General features: G+C 58.1%; 21 protein-coding genes. All 21 read right to left on the bottom strand.

Features of this window, described 5'->3' with window-relative positions; genetic code table 11:
* Nucleotides 1-5: 5 nt before the first annotated feature.
* Nucleotides 6-632: an F-type conjugal transfer protein TrbB gene (trbB, locus tag RCF31_RS25530; RefSeq protein WP_416414468.1), complete on the bottom strand. Its 627-nt coding sequence runs from the start codon at nucleotides 630-632 to the stop codon at nucleotides 6-8.
* Nucleotides 629-835, bottom strand: a complete 207-nt coding sequence (locus tag RCF31_RS25525; protein WP_299455836.1) for a hypothetical protein — start codon at nucleotides 833-835, stop codon at nucleotides 629-631. The genes trbB and RCF31_RS25525 overlap by 4 nt, the downstream gene beginning before the upstream one ends.
* Nucleotides 832-1,302 carry a hypothetical protein gene (locus RCF31_RS25520; protein WP_416414467.1) on the bottom strand — a complete coding sequence of 157 codons (471 nt, stop codon included), beginning with the start codon at nucleotides 1,300-1,302 and terminating at the stop codon, nucleotides 832-834. Before RCF31_RS25520 ends, RCF31_RS25525 begins: the two co-directional genes overlap by 4 nt.
* Nucleotides 1,303-1,312: 10 nt before the next feature.
* Entirely contained in the window at nucleotides 1,313-2,107 is a 795-nt protein-coding gene (gene traF / locus RCF31_RS25515; RefSeq protein ID WP_416414541.1) for a type-F conjugative transfer system pilin assembly protein TraF, read from the bottom strand.
* Entirely contained in the window at nucleotides 2,107-3,960 is a 1,854-nt protein-coding gene (traN, locus tag RCF31_RS25510; protein ID WP_416414466.1) for a type-F conjugative transfer system mating-pair stabilization protein TraN, read from the bottom strand. Before traN ends, traF begins: the two co-directional genes overlap by 1 nt.
* Nucleotides 3,957-4,586, bottom strand: coding sequence for a type-F conjugative transfer system pilin assembly protein TrbC (gene trbC, locus RCF31_RS25505; protein ID WP_416414465.1), 630 nt, complete (start codon nucleotides 4,584-4,586; stop codon nucleotides 3,957-3,959). Before trbC ends, traN begins: the two co-directional genes overlap by 4 nt.
* 13 nt (nucleotides 4,587-4,599) lie before the next feature.
* A complete protein-coding gene (traU, locus tag RCF31_RS25500; protein ID WP_416414464.1) occupies nucleotides 4,600-5,592 on the bottom strand; it encodes a conjugal transfer pilus assembly protein TraU in 993 nt (330 codons plus the stop codon).
* Nucleotides 5,589-5,930: a hypothetical protein gene (locus RCF31_RS25495; protein WP_416414463.1), complete on the bottom strand. Its 342-nt coding sequence runs from the start codon at nucleotides 5,928-5,930 to the stop codon at nucleotides 5,589-5,591. Before RCF31_RS25495 ends, traU begins: the two co-directional genes overlap by 4 nt.
* Before the next feature lie 137 nt (nucleotides 5,931-6,067).
* Nucleotides 6,068-6,730 carry a hypothetical protein gene (locus tag RCF31_RS25490; RefSeq protein ID WP_416414462.1) on the bottom strand — a complete coding sequence of 221 codons (663 nt, stop codon included), beginning with the start codon at nucleotides 6,728-6,730 and terminating at the stop codon, nucleotides 6,068-6,070.
* Nucleotides 6,720-7,010 carry a hypothetical protein gene (locus RCF31_RS25485; protein ID WP_299455847.1) on the bottom strand — a complete coding sequence of 97 codons (291 nt, stop codon included), beginning with the start codon at nucleotides 7,008-7,010 and terminating at the stop codon, nucleotides 6,720-6,722. The genes RCF31_RS25490 and RCF31_RS25485 overlap by 11 nt, the downstream gene beginning before the upstream one ends.
* The gene (traW, locus tag RCF31_RS25480) at nucleotides 7,007-7,627 is read right to left on the bottom strand and encodes a type-F conjugative transfer system protein TraW (RefSeq protein ID WP_416414461.1); all 621 of its coding nucleotides are present in this window, start codon (nucleotides 7,625-7,627) and stop codon (nucleotides 7,007-7,009) included. The genes RCF31_RS25485 and traW overlap by 4 nt, the downstream gene beginning before the upstream one ends.
* Nucleotides 7,624-8,070, bottom strand: coding sequence for a type-F conjugative transfer system protein TrbI (trbI, locus tag RCF31_RS25475; RefSeq protein WP_416414460.1), 447 nt, complete (start codon nucleotides 8,068-8,070; stop codon nucleotides 7,624-7,626). The genes traW and trbI overlap by 4 nt, the downstream gene beginning before the upstream one ends.
* 15 nt (nucleotides 8,071-8,085) lie before the next feature.
* Nucleotides 8,086-10,731: a type IV secretion system protein TraC gene (gene traC, locus RCF31_RS25470; RefSeq protein ID WP_416414459.1), complete on the bottom strand. Its 2,646-nt coding sequence runs from the start codon at nucleotides 10,729-10,731 to the stop codon at nucleotides 8,086-8,088.
* 255 nt (nucleotides 10,732-10,986) lie between these two features.
* Nucleotides 10,987-11,535 (bottom strand): type IV conjugative transfer system lipoprotein TraV, encoded by a 549-nt coding sequence (traV, locus tag RCF31_RS25465; protein WP_416414458.1) that lies wholly within the window; start codon nucleotides 11,533-11,535, stop codon nucleotides 10,987-10,989.
* A gap of 518 nt (nucleotides 11,536-12,053) precedes the next feature.
* Nucleotides 12,054-12,527 (bottom strand): hypothetical protein, encoded by a 474-nt coding sequence (locus RCF31_RS25460; RefSeq protein ID WP_416414457.1) that lies wholly within the window; start codon nucleotides 12,525-12,527, stop codon nucleotides 12,054-12,056.
* A 96-nt stretch (nucleotides 12,528-12,623) separates the two neighbouring features.
* Nucleotides 12,624-13,025: a hypothetical protein gene (locus RCF31_RS25455; RefSeq protein ID WP_416414456.1), complete on the bottom strand. Its 402-nt coding sequence runs from the start codon at nucleotides 13,023-13,025 to the stop codon at nucleotides 12,624-12,626.
* Entirely contained in the window at nucleotides 13,022-13,417 is a 396-nt protein-coding gene (locus tag RCF31_RS25450; protein WP_416414455.1) for a hypothetical protein, read from the bottom strand. Before RCF31_RS25450 ends, RCF31_RS25455 begins: the two co-directional genes overlap by 4 nt.
* The gene (gene rfaH / locus RCF31_RS25445; RefSeq protein ID WP_299455864.1) at nucleotides 13,414-13,926 is read right to left on the bottom strand and encodes a transcription/translation regulatory transformer protein RfaH; all 513 of its coding nucleotides are present in this window, start codon (nucleotides 13,924-13,926) and stop codon (nucleotides 13,414-13,416) included. Before rfaH ends, RCF31_RS25450 begins: the two co-directional genes overlap by 4 nt.
* A 12-nt stretch (nucleotides 13,927-13,938) precedes the next feature.
* A complete protein-coding gene (traB, locus tag RCF31_RS25440; RefSeq protein ID WP_416414454.1) occupies nucleotides 13,939-15,291 on the bottom strand; it encodes an F-type conjugal transfer pilus assembly protein TraB in 1,353 nt (450 codons plus the stop codon).
* Complete coding sequence (gene traK, locus RCF31_RS25435; protein WP_416414453.1) at nucleotides 15,288-16,025, bottom strand: type-F conjugative transfer system secretin TraK; 738 nt, start codon at nucleotides 16,023-16,025, stop codon at nucleotides 15,288-15,290. The genes traB and traK overlap by 4 nt, the downstream gene beginning before the upstream one ends.
* Complete coding sequence (locus tag RCF31_RS25430) at nucleotides 16,025-16,627, bottom strand: TraE/TraK family type IV conjugative transfer system protein (RefSeq protein ID WP_416414452.1); 603 nt, start codon at nucleotides 16,625-16,627, stop codon at nucleotides 16,025-16,027. Before RCF31_RS25430 ends, traK begins: the two co-directional genes overlap by 1 nt.
* Between the last annotated feature and the right edge of the window lie 19 nt (nucleotides 16,628-16,646).

The following is a 16,646-nucleotide window of genomic DNA, read 5'->3' as shown; positions in this document are numbered from 1 at the left end:
GTGGGTTACTGCGGCGTTGCCTCGCCGCTGGTCGGGACTGGCCCCAGCGTATCCGGGGCGAGGTGATCAATATCGGCCTCAATCATCTGGCCTACCCGCTGGCTCAGCGTGTTAATATCTGTTTCACCCTGATAGAGCGGATAAGCCATGTTGCTGTTCACGTTCACCAGGAAAGTGGTCGGCGTGGCAATGGGCAGGCCGTTTCCGAAGAACGTCAGAATTTCGCCGGCGATGGGTTCCTTCGGGCCAGACTTACGGGGGATGAGTGCCACCGGGAAAGAGACATCGCCATAACCGTCGAGGGTATAGGGATACACTTTGATTCCTTCCTTATCGGTCCATTCCCTGAGCAGCGGATCGAATTTCGCGCTGTGGGGACAGCTGCGCTGCATAAATACCACAATGGCATAATCATTCAGGTTTACCGTGCGCCCGTCCGTCAGTGTCATGAAACGCGGCACTTTCGGCGGTGAGAGGCGGGCCGGTGTCGTACCCGGCAAACCGAGCTGGGGCAGCTGGACCCCTTTTGCTGCCTTAACCTGCTCGATAGCGGCAATCTCATCAGCCACCGTTGCCTGCGCAACCCGAGGGGTGAGGAGCATCAGAAGCGAAAGAAGATGATTTATCTTCACGACTTCACCTCCCCACGGCGGCGCGCGCGCCGGTAAGAAATAATGTCCGCAACCAGCGTCAGCGCGGCTCCCGCAAAACAGGCCACCGCGCTGGTTACCAGCACCTCATGGGTCAGCACCGGCGAGTAATTTATCAGCTGTCGCAGACAGTTAAGCAGAATGCCCGCCATAAACAGTATGGCGATAAAGGGAAGTCTGGTCATGAATTACCTCTTTGAGCCCGGCGGCGGATACCCCGTATCGCCAGGCTCGCTATCACTGAAAAGATCACGCCGCATAGGTAAAGTGACAACAGCACGCTGTTCATGCCCGAGACCCAGTCCTCACGCCTTACGACGACGTTCACACAGGGTGCAACCGCAGGTGCAGATGTCGCCCGGATGTTATCGGGTGTCATCGCATGCGGCGGCAGGGACAGCTCCTGACGGGTGGTACCGCCCTCTGCTGTGGGTGTCCGGCAGTCCCACACCTGACCGTCCGGCGCATTACGTACCAGGTTCTCTGCCTGTCTGAGCAGCATCTCTCCACAGCTGCCAGCGTGATGCGACAGCAGCAGAAACAGCACAAAGAATAACAACGCAGGATGGATAACAAAGGTCTGCAACAGGAGATCCCGCACCTGAAAAGCGGTGCGTAACCTCACCCGCCAGGCAGGAGAAATTGAATACATCTGTATTACCTCAGAAGTTAGGTTTAAAGCCGGTAGCCACGTTAAGGAAACGCTTTGCCAAGTCATCCTGGGTCATGAAGCCATAGGCCAGAGGACGGTAATTTCGCGATGCGGGATCGACCAGGAAAAGCGCCGGGAAGTGGCTGATCCCCATTCGTGCACTCTGCCCCTCATCACGGCGGCTGTCCGGTACCTGCGGGGAAACCGTGCCGTCCACGCTGACCGGTATCAGTGAGATGTGCTTCAGCCGCGAAAAATCAGCGACCACACCGGCCATTTGTGCATCAATCGGGTCGCTGCCACGATAGAAGTAGAAAAGACCGTACTGGCTGGCCAGCTCGCTGATAGCCTGTGTTTCCTTATCCTGATCGCGCGCCTGCTGCAGCGGTGCCGTGCTGTTGTAATGCGGATGCTCCAGGTTGTAATCGAGATCCGGATGGTCGAGTTGTGCCACGGCAAATGACTGGCTGAACATCGAGGCGCGGTCAGTCCAGAACTTCTGCCAGCGCAGGAAGGTTGCCGTATTTTCCGCAGAGGGATACAAAATCGCCCGATCCAGCGCCTGCTTTGTATAGCCTTTCAGCACCTCTGCCTGCTTCTCAGGGGAAAGCTGACTGAAGTCCGGTACCACCGGCGCGGCGGGCTTAGGTGCCGGCGGTTCCGGCTTTTTCTTCGGCTCGTTGTACCAGTGCCAGCCGGTAAAGGGGTCAGCTGGTGTGATCACGGCATCAGCAGCCGGGGTCTCATCGGCAAATGCCGGGCTAATACAGGTCATGAGCACGCAGGCGGTAAGCAGTCTTTTCATCATTTACCTCCCGTCTGGGCAGCAACCTGAGCGGCAATCCGGTCTTTCACCTGCTGGACCATCGTGGATGAATCCGGAATTTTCTGGTTGTCTATCAGGTCGCTGTAAAAATCCTGAAAGTTAATCAGGTCAAAGTTGATCGCCTGAAGTTCCGGCACCGTGATGCCCCGACAGTCAGGCGTGTCGCCGCTGCCGAAACTCACGTGCAGCTGGTCACGGCGTCCCTGCTCCTGAATGATGCGCGCGAGCTTGCCCTGAAAGACGCAATAGGCCTGCTTTTTCTGCACGCAGACACCCATCACCGAAATATTGCAGGCTTCACCGACGTAGACGGTCACTTTCTTCTCACGGGCAACACCGAGTGCTTTCTCATCGCTGCTGCAGTTAGCAAGCCCCACGCTGTTACCCCAGCCACTGTCCACACAGCAGTTATTGAAACCCGCCATCGCTTTGCGGCAGTAGATGGCCTGGCCGGTAAAGGCTTTGACGTTAATCTGATCGTTTTTGACGTCTTCGCCCGCTGACGCGAGGCCGGCGAGTTTCGCTACGGCGGTATCAAAGCCGCTGTCTCCCGCACCGTCTGTTTCGCTGCAGTCTCCCCCCTGACAGAAATACTGGCCGCCGCATAACAGGCCTTCGGAACTGTAGGATGTCTGGCACTGATATGTATCTGCTTCGTGCAGGCAGGTACTGCCCTCGGCTTCTGAGCAGCTTCGTGCGGAGAGGGTACAGTTTCTGTCGGCCATCAGGGTGCTGCAGTTGCCTGTGGAACTGACCGGGACGATGTAGGCATCCGAATACTGCCAGCAGTCGCTGCTGACCTGATAAGACTGGCCGTCAGTTCCCGTCACGGTCCGGGTACCGCCTTCCTCCGTGCAGACACTGCCGTCTGAGGCAATAGCCGTACTCTGATCGAACCCGCAGGATGTGCTCCAGCTGATTCCGGGCGTTGCCGTTGTCACCGTCTCCTGGATGGGAAACGTCAGCGTGATCACCTCTGTTCCTGCCTGGGTTGCCGTTGCGATCCCCGCGACAAAGTCCCCGACGTGGCCGGTGGCATTTGAACCGACGGTGAAGGTCAGCGTGTCACCTTTATTTATTGTCTGCGGCGTGACGTTAAAGGGGGCCGAGTTGTTACGGTAAAGCGTTGCCGTCTGCCCGAATCCGGAAATAATAGCCGCCCAGCCGGAATGGTTGGTGGGGCTTGCTGGCTGGGTATAGCTCACCGTACCGGCCGAAATCACCCCTGATGAGGTGGCCACAACCTGATAGGTCACCACCGTACCGTTACTGGTCCCGTTATTCAGTGTAAAGGTAATGGTTGAGTCATGCGTCTCTGTTGAGTAGCTCAGCGTCGGCGTTGCGGTCCGGGCACAGGTCTGTACCTGATTCACATCCCTGTCACAGCTGTAGTTCTCAAACACCGATTTTGAGACCGTTGTTGAACTGCACTGGGTATTCGTACCGCTTGTTATACTGCCGCTGTTTGCCTCGGCGTTTTTGCCGTTCTGAATAAAATCCGCCGTGGGATCGATGGTGACGGCCGGGTTTTTTGTACTGGAATCATTAATAGCCTGCCCGGCTTCGCTCTGGCTCAGTGCGGTCTGGCCCTGACTCGCCAGCCCCCCATCACTGCCCTGCACGCCCCCGTAATACCCACTTTGAGAAGGGCTTGAGGTGTACCCGGGGATCAGTGCGGAAGGGTCTGTTCCGGTCGCGGCTGATGTTCCCTGGTTTTTATTACTGCTGGCATAACCTGACCCTGCATTAAACGCGTCGCTGACGGCATCTGCAAAAGCAGACTGCCCCCACCCGGCCATCAACATCAGAATTAGAGGGAAATACCGTTTCATCGGGTTCCCTCCGCATCCTGCAGAAGCTGCACAGCCGTCGCCGCGCAGTCACCGCGCTGCTTCACTTCTTCCAGAGCCTGTTTCACCGGCAGGCTGCCGTAGAGAACATCGAACCGACTCCCGCAGGTCACAACCAGTGCCGGAACCGCCTTAATGCCGTACTGTTCATAAAGCGTCGGGTCTATCTGCACGCCTGCCTGCCGGTCCTTTTTCGACAGTTCAAAAATGGCCGACGCCGTTTTCCGGAAATCGTTATCCAGCAGCCCACGCAGCGTGGCAGGAATACCAAAATGCCGGGCATCCTGGAGCATCGGCAGCAAGCCTTCCTCCGGAATACTCAGGCTCACAAAGTAGACGGCCTTCGGCGTGGACCGGGAGGCACTGTTATCCTGGGCCTGTGACGCAGCAATTTCATTCTGCATCCGCGCCACCCGGCCCTGCTGGGCATCCGGCAGCGTAATATTCATGCCCTTAAGCTGGCTTTTAAACAGTTCGAGATCGCGTTGCTGCTGTTTCATGTACGCCATGTCATCGCCGGACACAGTGGGCTGCTCAGCGGCACGGACACTGAGCGTGCACAGCAGTGCGGCGCTGAACGTCAGCGCCGTGATCAGTGGGGTATTCATGGTGAGTCCTTCTTTACAGGAAAACGCAGTTACGTTTTCGCCACATGAGGTAGCCGAAATTCTTTTTGGTTGTGGGCGAGTTATGAGTGGAGCCCCAGAGCTGTGTCGTGGAACCGAAGGGATGACAGTCACCCGGCTCCGGATACATGTTCACCATCTGGTAGCGCCATCTGGATTTGGGAATAATCGGTGACGGGTATTCAAAACAGACGGCGTTATCGGCACCGACTGACTCCATGACCAGTCCCTCACGATGCAGCTTGAACGCCATGCGCTCACTGACCAGGACCGACGCTTCAAGGGGTGAAAACTCGTTGCTGGTATAGCCCGTAAAGGGATACATCGAGCCCTGCGCACCAGCACACCAGAACAGTGGGTCCAGCGGCATGCCCGCTGCTGCTGCCAGCGAATCTGCTGCACACGATCCCTGTGCCAGCGGGCTGCTGAACAGGGATACCTCCGGGTTGATAATCATGGACAGCGTGCTGTCATTCCACAGTGGATCAACCTCAGACAGGTAAGCGATATCCATATCCCCGGTCTGCATACAGCCCACACTGGTGATGATGTTCAGCCAGAAGATCAGCGGGTACTTGTACCAGTGCACATGATAGAAACTGCCGGGCGAAGGGGAGTCACTCTGTCCACCCCGTCCGGTTCCGGTCCGCCCGAGGTCGATTTTGAAGCCTCCCATATTCACCATGACGCCGGGTTCTCGGGTGACGTCCGTCATCGCCATCGGTTCCCAGAATCCGATAGCCAGGCCCAGCCGGTACAGTATGCCGACAGGGCATAACTGAAGCGGTGAAGACGGGTTTGACGTGTCCGGATTTTTACCGGATGCCAGCTGAATACTCCCCAGCGTCATAGGAAACAGGCACTTCCAGCAGACGTCAGTAATGGGATTCACCCAGCGGCCGTCGCCAGCGTTATCCGCGAAAGCACTCTCCGGTTTTACCATCAGCACACCCAGAAGCAGACAGAGCATCAGGACATAACGTTTCATGTCGCTGCCCCCACCCTGAGCGGGCACAACCAGATGCATACCGGGCCGTCGTCCGTATCGTGAATACTGCCTGTAAACCAGGCCTCGCCTGCGGGCCCGGAAGGGAGCCAGTCGCTGCAGTTACCGGTTTCCCAGAACCGCGCCATCTGTTCTTCCGGTACCTCGTTATCCATCCACGTGGTTGCGGCCTTGAGGTTATGTGCCTTCAGCCAAGTCTCAAACTCACCCGGTAACGGGTATTCGCGATCGTCTGCAGGGATAAAAAAATCAGGATGTGTCCAGCCACCCCAGCGATCGCGCACGACCGGCTGAGCCGTTATGTCAGCTTGATGTGTCATGAAAGGAATTCCGTCATGGTGGCAGCTGTGCTGCCGTATCAGAAAGGAGTAATCAGATCTGCCTGCGGGGTGCAGGCTGAGGCGTACCGCAGCTGCGCGAGGAACGAACAGCCTGCGCAACGCGGACAGAATGCAGTTCAGTGTGGAACAGAGAGATCATCCCTCCTGACGACATACCAGCCAGCGGCCCTCACACCGCGCTGGCAGGTATCCGCCCTGAGAAGAAAATGCTTATCAGCATCCTCGCGCAACCTTTCGTCCATCAGTTCATACTGCTCCGTCAGAGGGGCAAGATAGTACTGACGTGCTCCTGCCAGTTCCCGGCCCACGCGCACTCGTACAGACAGGGGCAGTGACACCTCTGCACGTTCATCTGTGTGCAATGTGTAGCCTTCATCTTCCAGCGCTGTACTGAACACGTTCAGCAGATGCTGCCAGTATGCGGTGGTTTCGTGCTCCGCCACCCGTTCAGCCATTTCCCGGCTGCCGAAAGTGGCTGGCGCGGAAACCGGAGTGCCATACCTTACGCTCATCGCACCCGGTTTATTTGCAAGCATGGCCACACAGATGCGCCCCACACGGATGAGAACAATGGACATCGTCAGCAACAGCAGAAACATCCCGGCGGCAGGCAGATGATCCGCCAGGTTACCCAATGCCCTGATGCTGTCGGGTGACAGACCGATTTCCGCACGGCACACAACCGGCGAGGTCTGCACCGGTACATCCTTTTGTTGCACAGGCAGTTCATCAGATGTCTGCCAGTCCTGTATGAGACGGGGCACAAGGTCAGTCTGCATACGTTCCTCCCGGCTTCATCAATCCCCCCATGCCATGACGCCGCATGACATCACCCACATCTTTATCATTCAGTGATGCCAGTACGATGGCCGTTCTGACCGCACCGTCATAGACCAGAAAGGCCTGCAGCGCCGCACGAATGATGACCGACTCGGTGTACAGCGGATGCTCTTCCGTCATGGTACGCAGACCACTTTTGTCACTGTCATCCATACGCACGGTCGCAGCATGGCGTTTTACTTTTTCGGGTGCGCTCTGTTCCCGTGTGTTGTGACTCATTTCAGTGCCACCTCCTCCACCTTAAGCCAGCGGTCATCGCGCGTGATGCGTACCGGCGTGTGCTCAAAGCCGAATTTTGTTGTTAACGTGCCGTACTGGTCGAAGTACACCGGCTCATCCAGTGCCAGACTGCTGTCACGGATGTTGCCTTTCACCAGAATGACCTTAAAGTTCTGCTGCCCGGCCAGCTGCTGCTTAACCCAGCGCATCTGTACAGGGTTATCTCCGTCGATGAAGTACAGCGTCTCGCTGTACGGCACCTTACCCAGCGGGTTCACCCTGTCGCCCGCGCGGGCAATCACGTTCCCCTGCATGTTCCGGATGGTTTCCTGCACGGTAAACGTCGGGTCATAGCGGAATGTTCTGTCCTTCACTGCCGGCGTCAGTCCTGCCACCGGTACCGGACGCACAGCATGCGCTTTCACCCGGGCTTCGGCTTCACGCTGTATCCGGTCCATTTCCCCGCTCTCTTTCATGCCCTGCAGACGCTGACCAATAAAAGTCAGCAGGTCAGGTTCCGCAATGGGGAAAACGTGGCCGATGGTGCCAAGTTCTTTTGCGCCAGCAGGCAGGCTGATCACGACCATAAGCAGCAACGCTGCCAGCCGGATCTTCACGGTGCCCCCTGCATCTGGCGGGCAATGTCCGCCTGGATCAACGGCGTGATGTCCGTTCCCCCGGAGACCACGGCCCCCTTCACCAGAATGACGCTGTCATGTTTCTCCTGCCACCCGCTGAGGCTGCTGTTCAGCGCCCTGCTGAACCGCTGCGTCAGGGTGTCCGCCGCCTCCCTGGACAGGGCCGTCTGTGCGGTCTGTTGCTTAAACGCGTCAATGGTCCCCTTCATGTCAAAGACCACGGTGTCCCGCTGAAATGACTGCACAACCAGCACACTGACTCCGACGCTGATTACCGCCATCAGCAGCCCCGCCACACCGGCGCATAACCACCGGCTGTGCAGAAAAGACGGCTTCGTGTGTATTCCTCCGGGAACGCTGATATCAGCTGGATCCTGTGTTGCACTGCCCGCCTCAGCGGGCTGACTGTATTCTTCCTGCATCGCTGTTTCCTCTGATTAGGCGCTCGCGAGTCCGGCCCACTGTTCAAGTTCGCGCATTTCGGCCTGATACATATACGGTTCGCAGGCCAGCAGATAAGCGGCCTCCTCGCTGGTCGCCCCGGCCTCCTGCGCATCACTCATGTACTGATAGTCCTCCCCGCGGGTGCTGAACATCGCGCGCGTGACCGGGTCCACGAACACACGGTGAAACGAGCTGTATTCCCCGCTGGAAATCATCACCGAACTGAACCCCGTATCGCGTGCGGGCTGGAAACCGCGGATAACCTGCGTTTCCATTTCGCTGAACTGATCCGGGTTGGCATTGAGATACGTTTTAAAGGCCTTCGCATCCTGCAGCAGCGTGACTTTGGTCCCGGAACAGTCCCATGCAGCCGCAGCCGCAGGCGGTGCTGCCTGGTCTTTGGTACCGGTGAAGTCCTTGATGCCCTGAGTGATGGTGATGAACGCCCCGCGATGGCGGCGCACCGTGCGGTAGCCGGTTTCGATAAAGCGCGCCGCATGCGGGTTTGAGCCGCTGAAAAGCCGCCAGGCTTCGTCAATGATGGCCACCTTCTTCAGGCTGCGCGGCGAGTGGTACATCTTTTCCTGTATTGCCAGAATGAGCGAATAAAGGATGGCGGACAGCAGATGCGGCTGGTTTTCCAGACTCAGCAACTCCAGCACGGCAAAGCGGGTGTCGCCGTCCAGTGTGGGTTTGTCCGAGTTGAAGTAATCGCCGTTCGCCCCCCAGGTGCACCAGCGGTCCAGCAGCAGCACCAGCTCGTTGATACGGTTCATGATGGTCGGCTGGTTGCCATATTCCTGTCGGACCTCACCCGACTTCATGTACAGAACGACATCGTCGATACGCGCCCGGTTCTGTTTCGCCTCCCACGCGGCGACAACGCCCTTGAGCAGTATGGTTTCACTGACCTTATCCAGCGGTTCGTTGGGACTCGCCAGCACGGTCAGCAGCCCCTGAATGCCCTCGGCGGATTCCTTTATGTCACGCACGTTCGCAAAGGGGTTAAAGCGCAGTGTGGCACCGTCAAGGTAGGCCCCGCCCGCCTGCTTACAGAAGTTGCGGTAACTGCCCCCCATGTCGATAACCCAGCCGAAGCCGCCGGAATTCAGCACCTGACGCAGGATTTCCTGGATAAAGAAGCTCTTTCCGGCCCCCGTCGTGCCGGTCACCGCAATGTTGAAGTTGGTTGCCCCGTTGCTCTCGCTGAACATGTCAAAAAAGGCCAGCGCGTTGCGGTAAGTCGGCAGCGGACTGCCTGAAGGTGCCATCTGGCGTTCGGCAACCACCGGCATCAGGTTCACGGCATTGAAGCTCTTACAGCGCAGGGTCGCATTCATGTGCTTCATGTCGTCCCACAGCCCCTCCTGCATCAGGAACGGGAACGTGGTGAGCCAGTTACGCAGCTGCTGATAACGCGGCGCGGACATCTCCAGGTCATTTTTGCGGAACACGTTGATGGCGGCGAGTTCGCAGGCCTGCTGTTGGCTGTCATCATCCGGGCAGAACAGGGTCAGGTTCATGCTGAAGCTGCACATGGCGATTTCGTTACTGGACAACCCCATGCGCAGGTCACGCCACTCCTCGTAGGTGCGCTGCGTGTTGGGGAAGAGTTTGCCGTAGGAGGAATTGGCCTTTTTGCCCATATCCTGTTCCTTACGGAACGCCTCGTTCTGGCTGCTGACCTGATCCTCCACGCAGATGGTCCAGCTCAGCAGGAACGGACAGGGAATGCCGAGGTCCGGAAAGCGCATGTTCTGGAGGTTATCCGCCGCCTGCCAGAGGGCAAACTGTTTCGGCACCTTTGTCAGCTGCATATTCACCACGCGCGTGCTCGCAACGGCGTTATCGCTTTCATCACCCGTCAGCCGGTCACCTGTCTGGCGTGCCGTGGTCAGACGAAGGAACCCCGGGTGCACCTCCATCTCCGTACTGTGATCCACGCACTGTCGATGCAGCTCCTGCTCAGGATTCCAGTGCTCAGAACCGGCACTGACCTGGCCGGGACGGTAGTTGAGCTGCTCGCGGATCACCGTCAGGAACTCAGCAGCCCCCACGCGGCGGGTATCCATGTGCGCAGCCATCATGGAGACGCGCAGGGTTTCACGCACCTGCACCACTTCATCCATGACGCGCAGGCCACCGGTTCCCGGATGGGCATACACCAGAAACACCCGGTAATTACGCAGATAGAGCGGATACTCGCGGTTATTGACGAGCCCCTTCAGCGCCGAACGCTCCCAGTAGGCTTTGGTGATGGCGTTCAGGCGCGGTGCCATTTCGCCTTTCCACATGTCGCGGCTCAGCCCGTTCTCCAGCATATCGCCCACGCACTTGCTGGCTACCATCAGTACGGTGACCGGTGTTTTGCGCGGAAGCTTCTTGCGCAGCAGGTCGTCCAGCGCCTGCACCACCTGCTGATTCGCCCCAGCGAGCGGTGCCACCTCCATAATGAAACCGACCGACCGGCCGTTGATAAACAGATCCGACTTTTCATCGTACTCGCGGTAGGGGAGCAGGCTGGTAATTGAGGGCTGACTGAAACTTTCCCGCAGCATCTTTGAGGCCGTTTTTGCGCCCCCTTCATCACGGCTGCTGCTGAGGATACCGGCCAGATGATCGATGACGTTACCAATCATATTTCTCTCCCCGTTTGTCCATGAACGTCCCCATCACATCGATCATCAACCGCGATTTCCCGGCTCCGGGATTATCGCCATAAATGTATGCATGTCCGGTAACGCCAGAAGGAGACCTGCTCCTGTGAAAATGCAGCGCTGCGGCTGAAGCACATGACGGCGGCATACGCTGCATCATCAGTGCCAGTCGTCCGGTACCCGGCTGTGACAGGCGTAATCGTGTCGCCTGGTATCCGTTAAGGATGATCGGCACCATTATTCGCCCTCGCTTATGACCCGAAAGTCTTCGTCCCAGCGGGATTTTTGTTTCACGAACTCCACGACCGCAGGCTGATGGAAGCTGTCCTGTTCGTCCACCCAGGGCGCAATCCATAAACGCTGTGTGGCGTCAGGAATACGTCGTGCATCAACCTGCCCGGGTCCGCTGTAATTCGCCGGGGTAATACTGCCAGCGGATACTGCCGCGGTGCGTACAGAAACGATGGCAGAGTTCACACTACCGGGGCTGACCGGCTGACCGGACACCGGACGGGGTGCCAGCGTGGCCACACTGACGGGCCGGTACGGGTTAACGGCAGGCTTCACGTTGCCGGGCGTTGCCAGTGCCTCAGCCGCAGGCTTTGGGCCTGATTCCTTTTTTGCGTTCAGGTCATCCAGACTCTGATGTTTTGACGCAAGGTGGCTGGCATCAGACATCGACAGGCACTGGTCGGTGGCGGTTTTATTACAGTCGAAGTCGGAGTTCATACCGGCGCAGCCGGTAAGCGCTGCGCACAACAGTGCACACGCAAAAAGTTTCTGCATAGTGGTGTCCTCATTGGCGGTCGTACCGCACATGGGTGTATTGATGGTTGAAAAACAGTGAGAATTGCGGGCTCCGGCTGAAGGGCAACACAGAGCCGGGGGAGCGCATCTGTGCGCTACAACGTCAGCAACTGAAGGTGAGTTCGGGGCAGTTAATAAAGAAAGCTAAGATCGGTCATGACGTTCCAGAGCATCAAGACATAAAGCAGTTGCTCAGGATCCTGAATGGCATCGGCCTGCATCCTTTTAGGCGTGGCCGCTTTATCTTCACAGGAAAAATCACGCGGCAATACAGATCATTACCCACGGAATAACGTGAATAACGCCCCGGAGATCAGACGGATTTACATTCACCGGGTTTCTCCTGTGCTTTGCCTGCTTCCGCGAGCCTCTTCTGCTGATGCTCCGTCTCCGTCAGCAGTGCCGCCAGCTAACAGGCACCTGCTTTCGACTGCCAGGCTTGCCGGTAACGGACGCGCAGGGCACATAACCGGATAAGCTGCTCACGACGGGTGTGGTTATTCATTCGGGATATCCTCCCTCTCATCATTTCTGACCTGACGTGATGTAAACGCGTATTCACGCCGGGTGAGCGCACTCCACTCTTTTTCCAGCCAGAATGACAGCACACGGGCTGTGATATGCCCGGTTTCCGCCACACAGCACTGCAATTCCCGGAATGCCACTGCGTCAGCGGGGCAGTACGTTGTCAGTTCCTGAGCGGTAATATCCGGCCAGGAATGCGGTCTGCCCACCCGCCGTATCAGCAGGATGAGTGACAGCAGGACAAAACCGGTTGTCGCAACGTAAAGCACCGGTCTGCCGGTAAAGAGCCCGGTCGCCGCGCCCGCCGCTAAACATGCCGTTACGAACCATACCGTCAGACTCCCCCAATACGGCGGATAGCCTGCTGACCATTCAGCCGCCATGCGTTGCAGCCGGCTGTTCTGCGCCCACCGCTGACGGGCAGCCGGATTCTGATTTCTGTTCATGGCTTCAGCCCCTTCATTCATCGTATTAAGCCGGAAATATTCAGTACCGGCCCGGTTATATCCCCATCGGGCCGGTGTACAGCTCTGTGTGTTTCATTACCGGTTAAAGGCTGCCCAGAGGAGCGCCATCCCGAAGCCAGCCAGCGGACCTGTGAACAGATACCCGGACGCCAGTTCCGGCAACTCCCAGAACCACAACGCCTGGCCGATATAAACCAGTGGAGTCAGCAGCCATCCCAGCACAAGCAACGCGGGCATAATCCAGTGCTGATCGGTATAAAGCGCATTTTTTCGGTCACTCGACTGTGCCCAGGCATAAAAAATCAGTACCGCCGAAACAGGCAGCGAAAAACGCCATACCGGCCAGCTGATGCCCTCAGGATTAAATCCTCTGAGCTTAAGGCAGGCTACAGTCGCTGCATTCAGGGCTGAAAGTAACGCCATCACTATCACCGGTAACAATTTCACCGCGAGACTTTCTTCTGTTCTCCCTCTCATACCTTATTCACCCCGTACATAACAACGGCAAATCCCGTCATGGCCATCCCTAATAAAGGCGGCAGGCTCAGGTCTCTCATGTCCAGGACGGGGATCTGCCAGTACCAGAATGCAAAACACCCGTACCAGACCAGAAGTACCAGCCAGGCGAAAATCAGCAAGGCCGGAACCACCCAGGAGCACCATTCAGTCGTCGCCCAGCTGGCTACTACGACTCCCACTGCTGCCAGCAGAGACATCCGCCAGAGTGGCCAATCACCCAACCCCCACGGCATATTTCCGGTGTGTACCAGCAGTCCCAGTATGGCTTCGTTAGTCACCATCAGCAGTGCCGTGACCAGAACAAAAAAATTGTCTTTCCCGATGAAGTTGCTGAGCCACACCCGGTTCATGCGGCAGCCTCCCGCGCGGTGATATGAAAGCGCATGTGACTGTTCACCGGGACGCGAACCTGTCGGTTCATCAGGGTCAGTAGCAGCATCGCCCGCTTCATCCCGTCCGGCTCATACCAGATGGCTTCGAGTCCTTCGAAAACACCATCCCGGATAACCACCCGGTCACCGTGCTGCGGCGCAGCCGTTTCCAGCGGCGCACTCTCCCAGCCCTTATTCAAACGGGTTATCACACTGTCCGGTACCACGGAGGGCAGACCACCGAAACTAATGAGCGATGAGATACCGCGCGTGGCTTTGATGGCCGTGGTGTGTACCACCTCCGGGTCGAAACGGACAAAAATGTAGTTCGGGAACAGTGGCTGCTCAGCGATGCGGCGGACGCGACCATTCTGCAACCTGACCTCAGAGAAGACAGGGAGCAGACAGGCCACTCCCTGACTCTGCAGCTGCTGCTGCGCCCGTTTTTCCTGCGCGTACTTCGTCTGTGCCACATACCAGTTTTCCATTCAGGTCTCCTGTCAGTTGATGGTATCGCCGAGGCGAAGCTGGCTTGCCTGACGCAGAACTTCGTCCGGATTCAGGACGGGAGCGCCTGAACCGCTGCTGTCTGAACGGGTGACGGCAGCTACTTTCTGCACGGCAACCTGCGGGGCTTCTTTCAGGGCTTTCTCTGCGGCATCGTCTTCGATGGTTTTCAGCTGGAAGCCCTGCTGGAACACCACCGTCACGGCGTTACCGGCCCCGATATCAATCACCGGGTGATACTGTTCAGCGCGCTTAATCCAGTACTGACTCAGCGTGTCAGCGGCTTTACTGGCCCCGCCACCAATGCCCTGCTTGAAGATGTCTGCACCACTGACAGAGGCCGTGGCACCCAGGCCCACGGACGGCGTTGCGGCCGACTTTATGCCCTCACCAAATCCGGACAGCAGACCCGCTGCACCGGCGTTGAAAATGATGTCGCCGTTGCGCATCACCGGCTTGCCGCGAATACCCTGCTTACCCTGATAGGACACATGGCCCTCAAATGGCATGTCGATATGCTTGCCGTTCTTCAGGATGCAGCTGATATTCTTCGTGCGGACATCACCGCGCTCGCTGGAAATATCCCCGTAGATTTCCCCGGTCACGCGGCACTGGTCGAGATTGTAGGTTCTGCCGTTGGGCATCGAGACGTCACCCATCAGGGTGATGACCACCGGGGAGGTATTCTGCTGACCGGTCACGCTGGCGTTGGCATCCGCGCCCTCAATCATGACGGCTTCAGAGAATGAGCCTGACGGTATCCAGGGCAGCGTCGTTTTTTTCGCGGCCAGCGAGGCATAGGTGAAGGTGTCACGCTGCAGTCCTCCCTGCCGTACCGACCCGGTGCCGGGATAGAACCGGCTGCCCTGCTCTGCTGACGGACCTCCGGAAACGCGCCACTGCGCCGGGCCTGCCGGACCGGTCGCCACGGGGCCGTTAACCGGCGCGGTAGCGGGCGGGGCACTCTGCGCGGGACCCGCCGGTGCCTTATTCTCCTGCGCCTGCTGTTGCTGCAACCGGGAAATGGCATCCGCCATCGTGCCCAGCTGCTGCTTCAGCTCGTCGTTCTGCGTTTTCAGGGTGCCCGTGAGAGTGGCGAAGTCTTTTTCCAGACCGGCCGTTTTGTTCTGCTGCTGCTGAAGCGCAGAGGTGGCCAGCTCATCGGTGAAGGATTTATTCACCAGGCCGCCGGTCAGGTCCGGTGCAGCTTTTTTTACCGGATGGCTGATTTCGTTCTGATGGTGCACATACGCCCAGATACCGCCTCCCGTGGCCAGCATGACCGCGGCAGCCGCACCCGCGATTATCCACTGACGACGACGCGTCAGGGTGTTGATGTTGCTCATGCGCCCCCCTCGTCATCCGTGGAGAAAATCACCCACACGTACCCTTCGCCGTTCGCATACAGGGTGTGCGTGGAGAGCATCACCGCTCGCACGCCTTTCTGCCAGAACTGCTTTTCGCTTAGGGTGCGGGTGACATAACCGGTGTTTTTCATGCGGTAGCGCATCACCTGCAGGTGCGAGCCAGCAAGCTGGCGCTCCGGCGTCAGCTGCACGCCGGCAGGCGGGTTATAGAGCGGCCCGCGGGTGGCCTTCATGTCGGTATAACTGTCCGGTACGCCGCCGTTAATCACGGTGCGGGCGACGCTGACCAGCGTCTTCTGGAACGGCTGGCTTTCTTCCCAGGCTTTCGCATCCGGATTCGGCTTCCGTGGCGCATCCGCCGGGATAAGCTCAAGTGTGCGACCACTGCCGGGTTTCGGGGACACATCGAGTGATACGCTCACCCCGCCTGCGGTTTCCAGAAAGACGGTGAAGTCCTGTCCGGTCAGCGGGGTGATAAGCAGCGCACCGTCTGCAGTGTTGTCTTTGGTGTAGGCACCCTCCGGACCGGTGACACCGGTAATGAGCTCACCGTCAATCACGATTTTATTCGGACTGGTGTTGCTCATCTGCGCCTTCAGGTGCGCGTTGTTTTCAAACACGGTACCGGCCGGGCCGGGCACCGCAGCCGATGCAGCAGCGGATATCAATGCGAGCGCCGCAGTGACGGCCAGCGTGGAAACGGTTTTCTTCATTATTGAGTCCTGTTGCGGGCGGCATGCAGGTTTGTCCAGGGCACCTCGGGGAAGGCCGTAAGGCGGATAAGTCCGTCCACGTAGTGCAGGCTGAGCCGGTAGGCTTTGTTGGCGTCCGGAAGCGTGAGCTTCAGTTTGCCGTTGGAGGTGCTGGCGCTAAGTGTTCCCTGGGCGATGATGTCACCGGTGGTGGTGTCGGTGATTTCATCGTCAATCTGGAACACGGAAGAAACGCCGTTCTTTTTGATATATTCAGCTTCGGCGGCAAGCTGTTTTTTCATGGCGTCACGGTTTTCCGGCGGAACAAAGCGCAGCAGGGCGGCGTACTGGCTGTCCACGGTCTCGGGCGTGACGGAAAGGCGGAGATTGATAAACGCACGCACCAGCATAGCGTTGAGGGCCGCATCTCCGGAGGCGGAATCGGAGGTGAACGGCCTGTCAAACATCATCGGGGTGGTGACGGTTTTCTGCGTTCGGGCAAAGTGCCACGCGAGCGCACCGGTGATGCAGTTCGCGGCGACGCTGAGGGCCAGAAGAGACCCCAGCCCCGTCAGTGCCATGACCGTTACACGGTTACGCCCCTCCCTGACCTGATACTTCATATGTTGCTTCCTCCTGTCG

This window comes from Pantoea sp. App145 (genome assembly GCF_047947045.1).
GTDB lineage: Bacteria > Pseudomonadota > Gammaproteobacteria > Enterobacterales > Enterobacteriaceae > Pantoea.
This window is presented reverse-complemented; position numbering and strand designations above follow the sequence as displayed.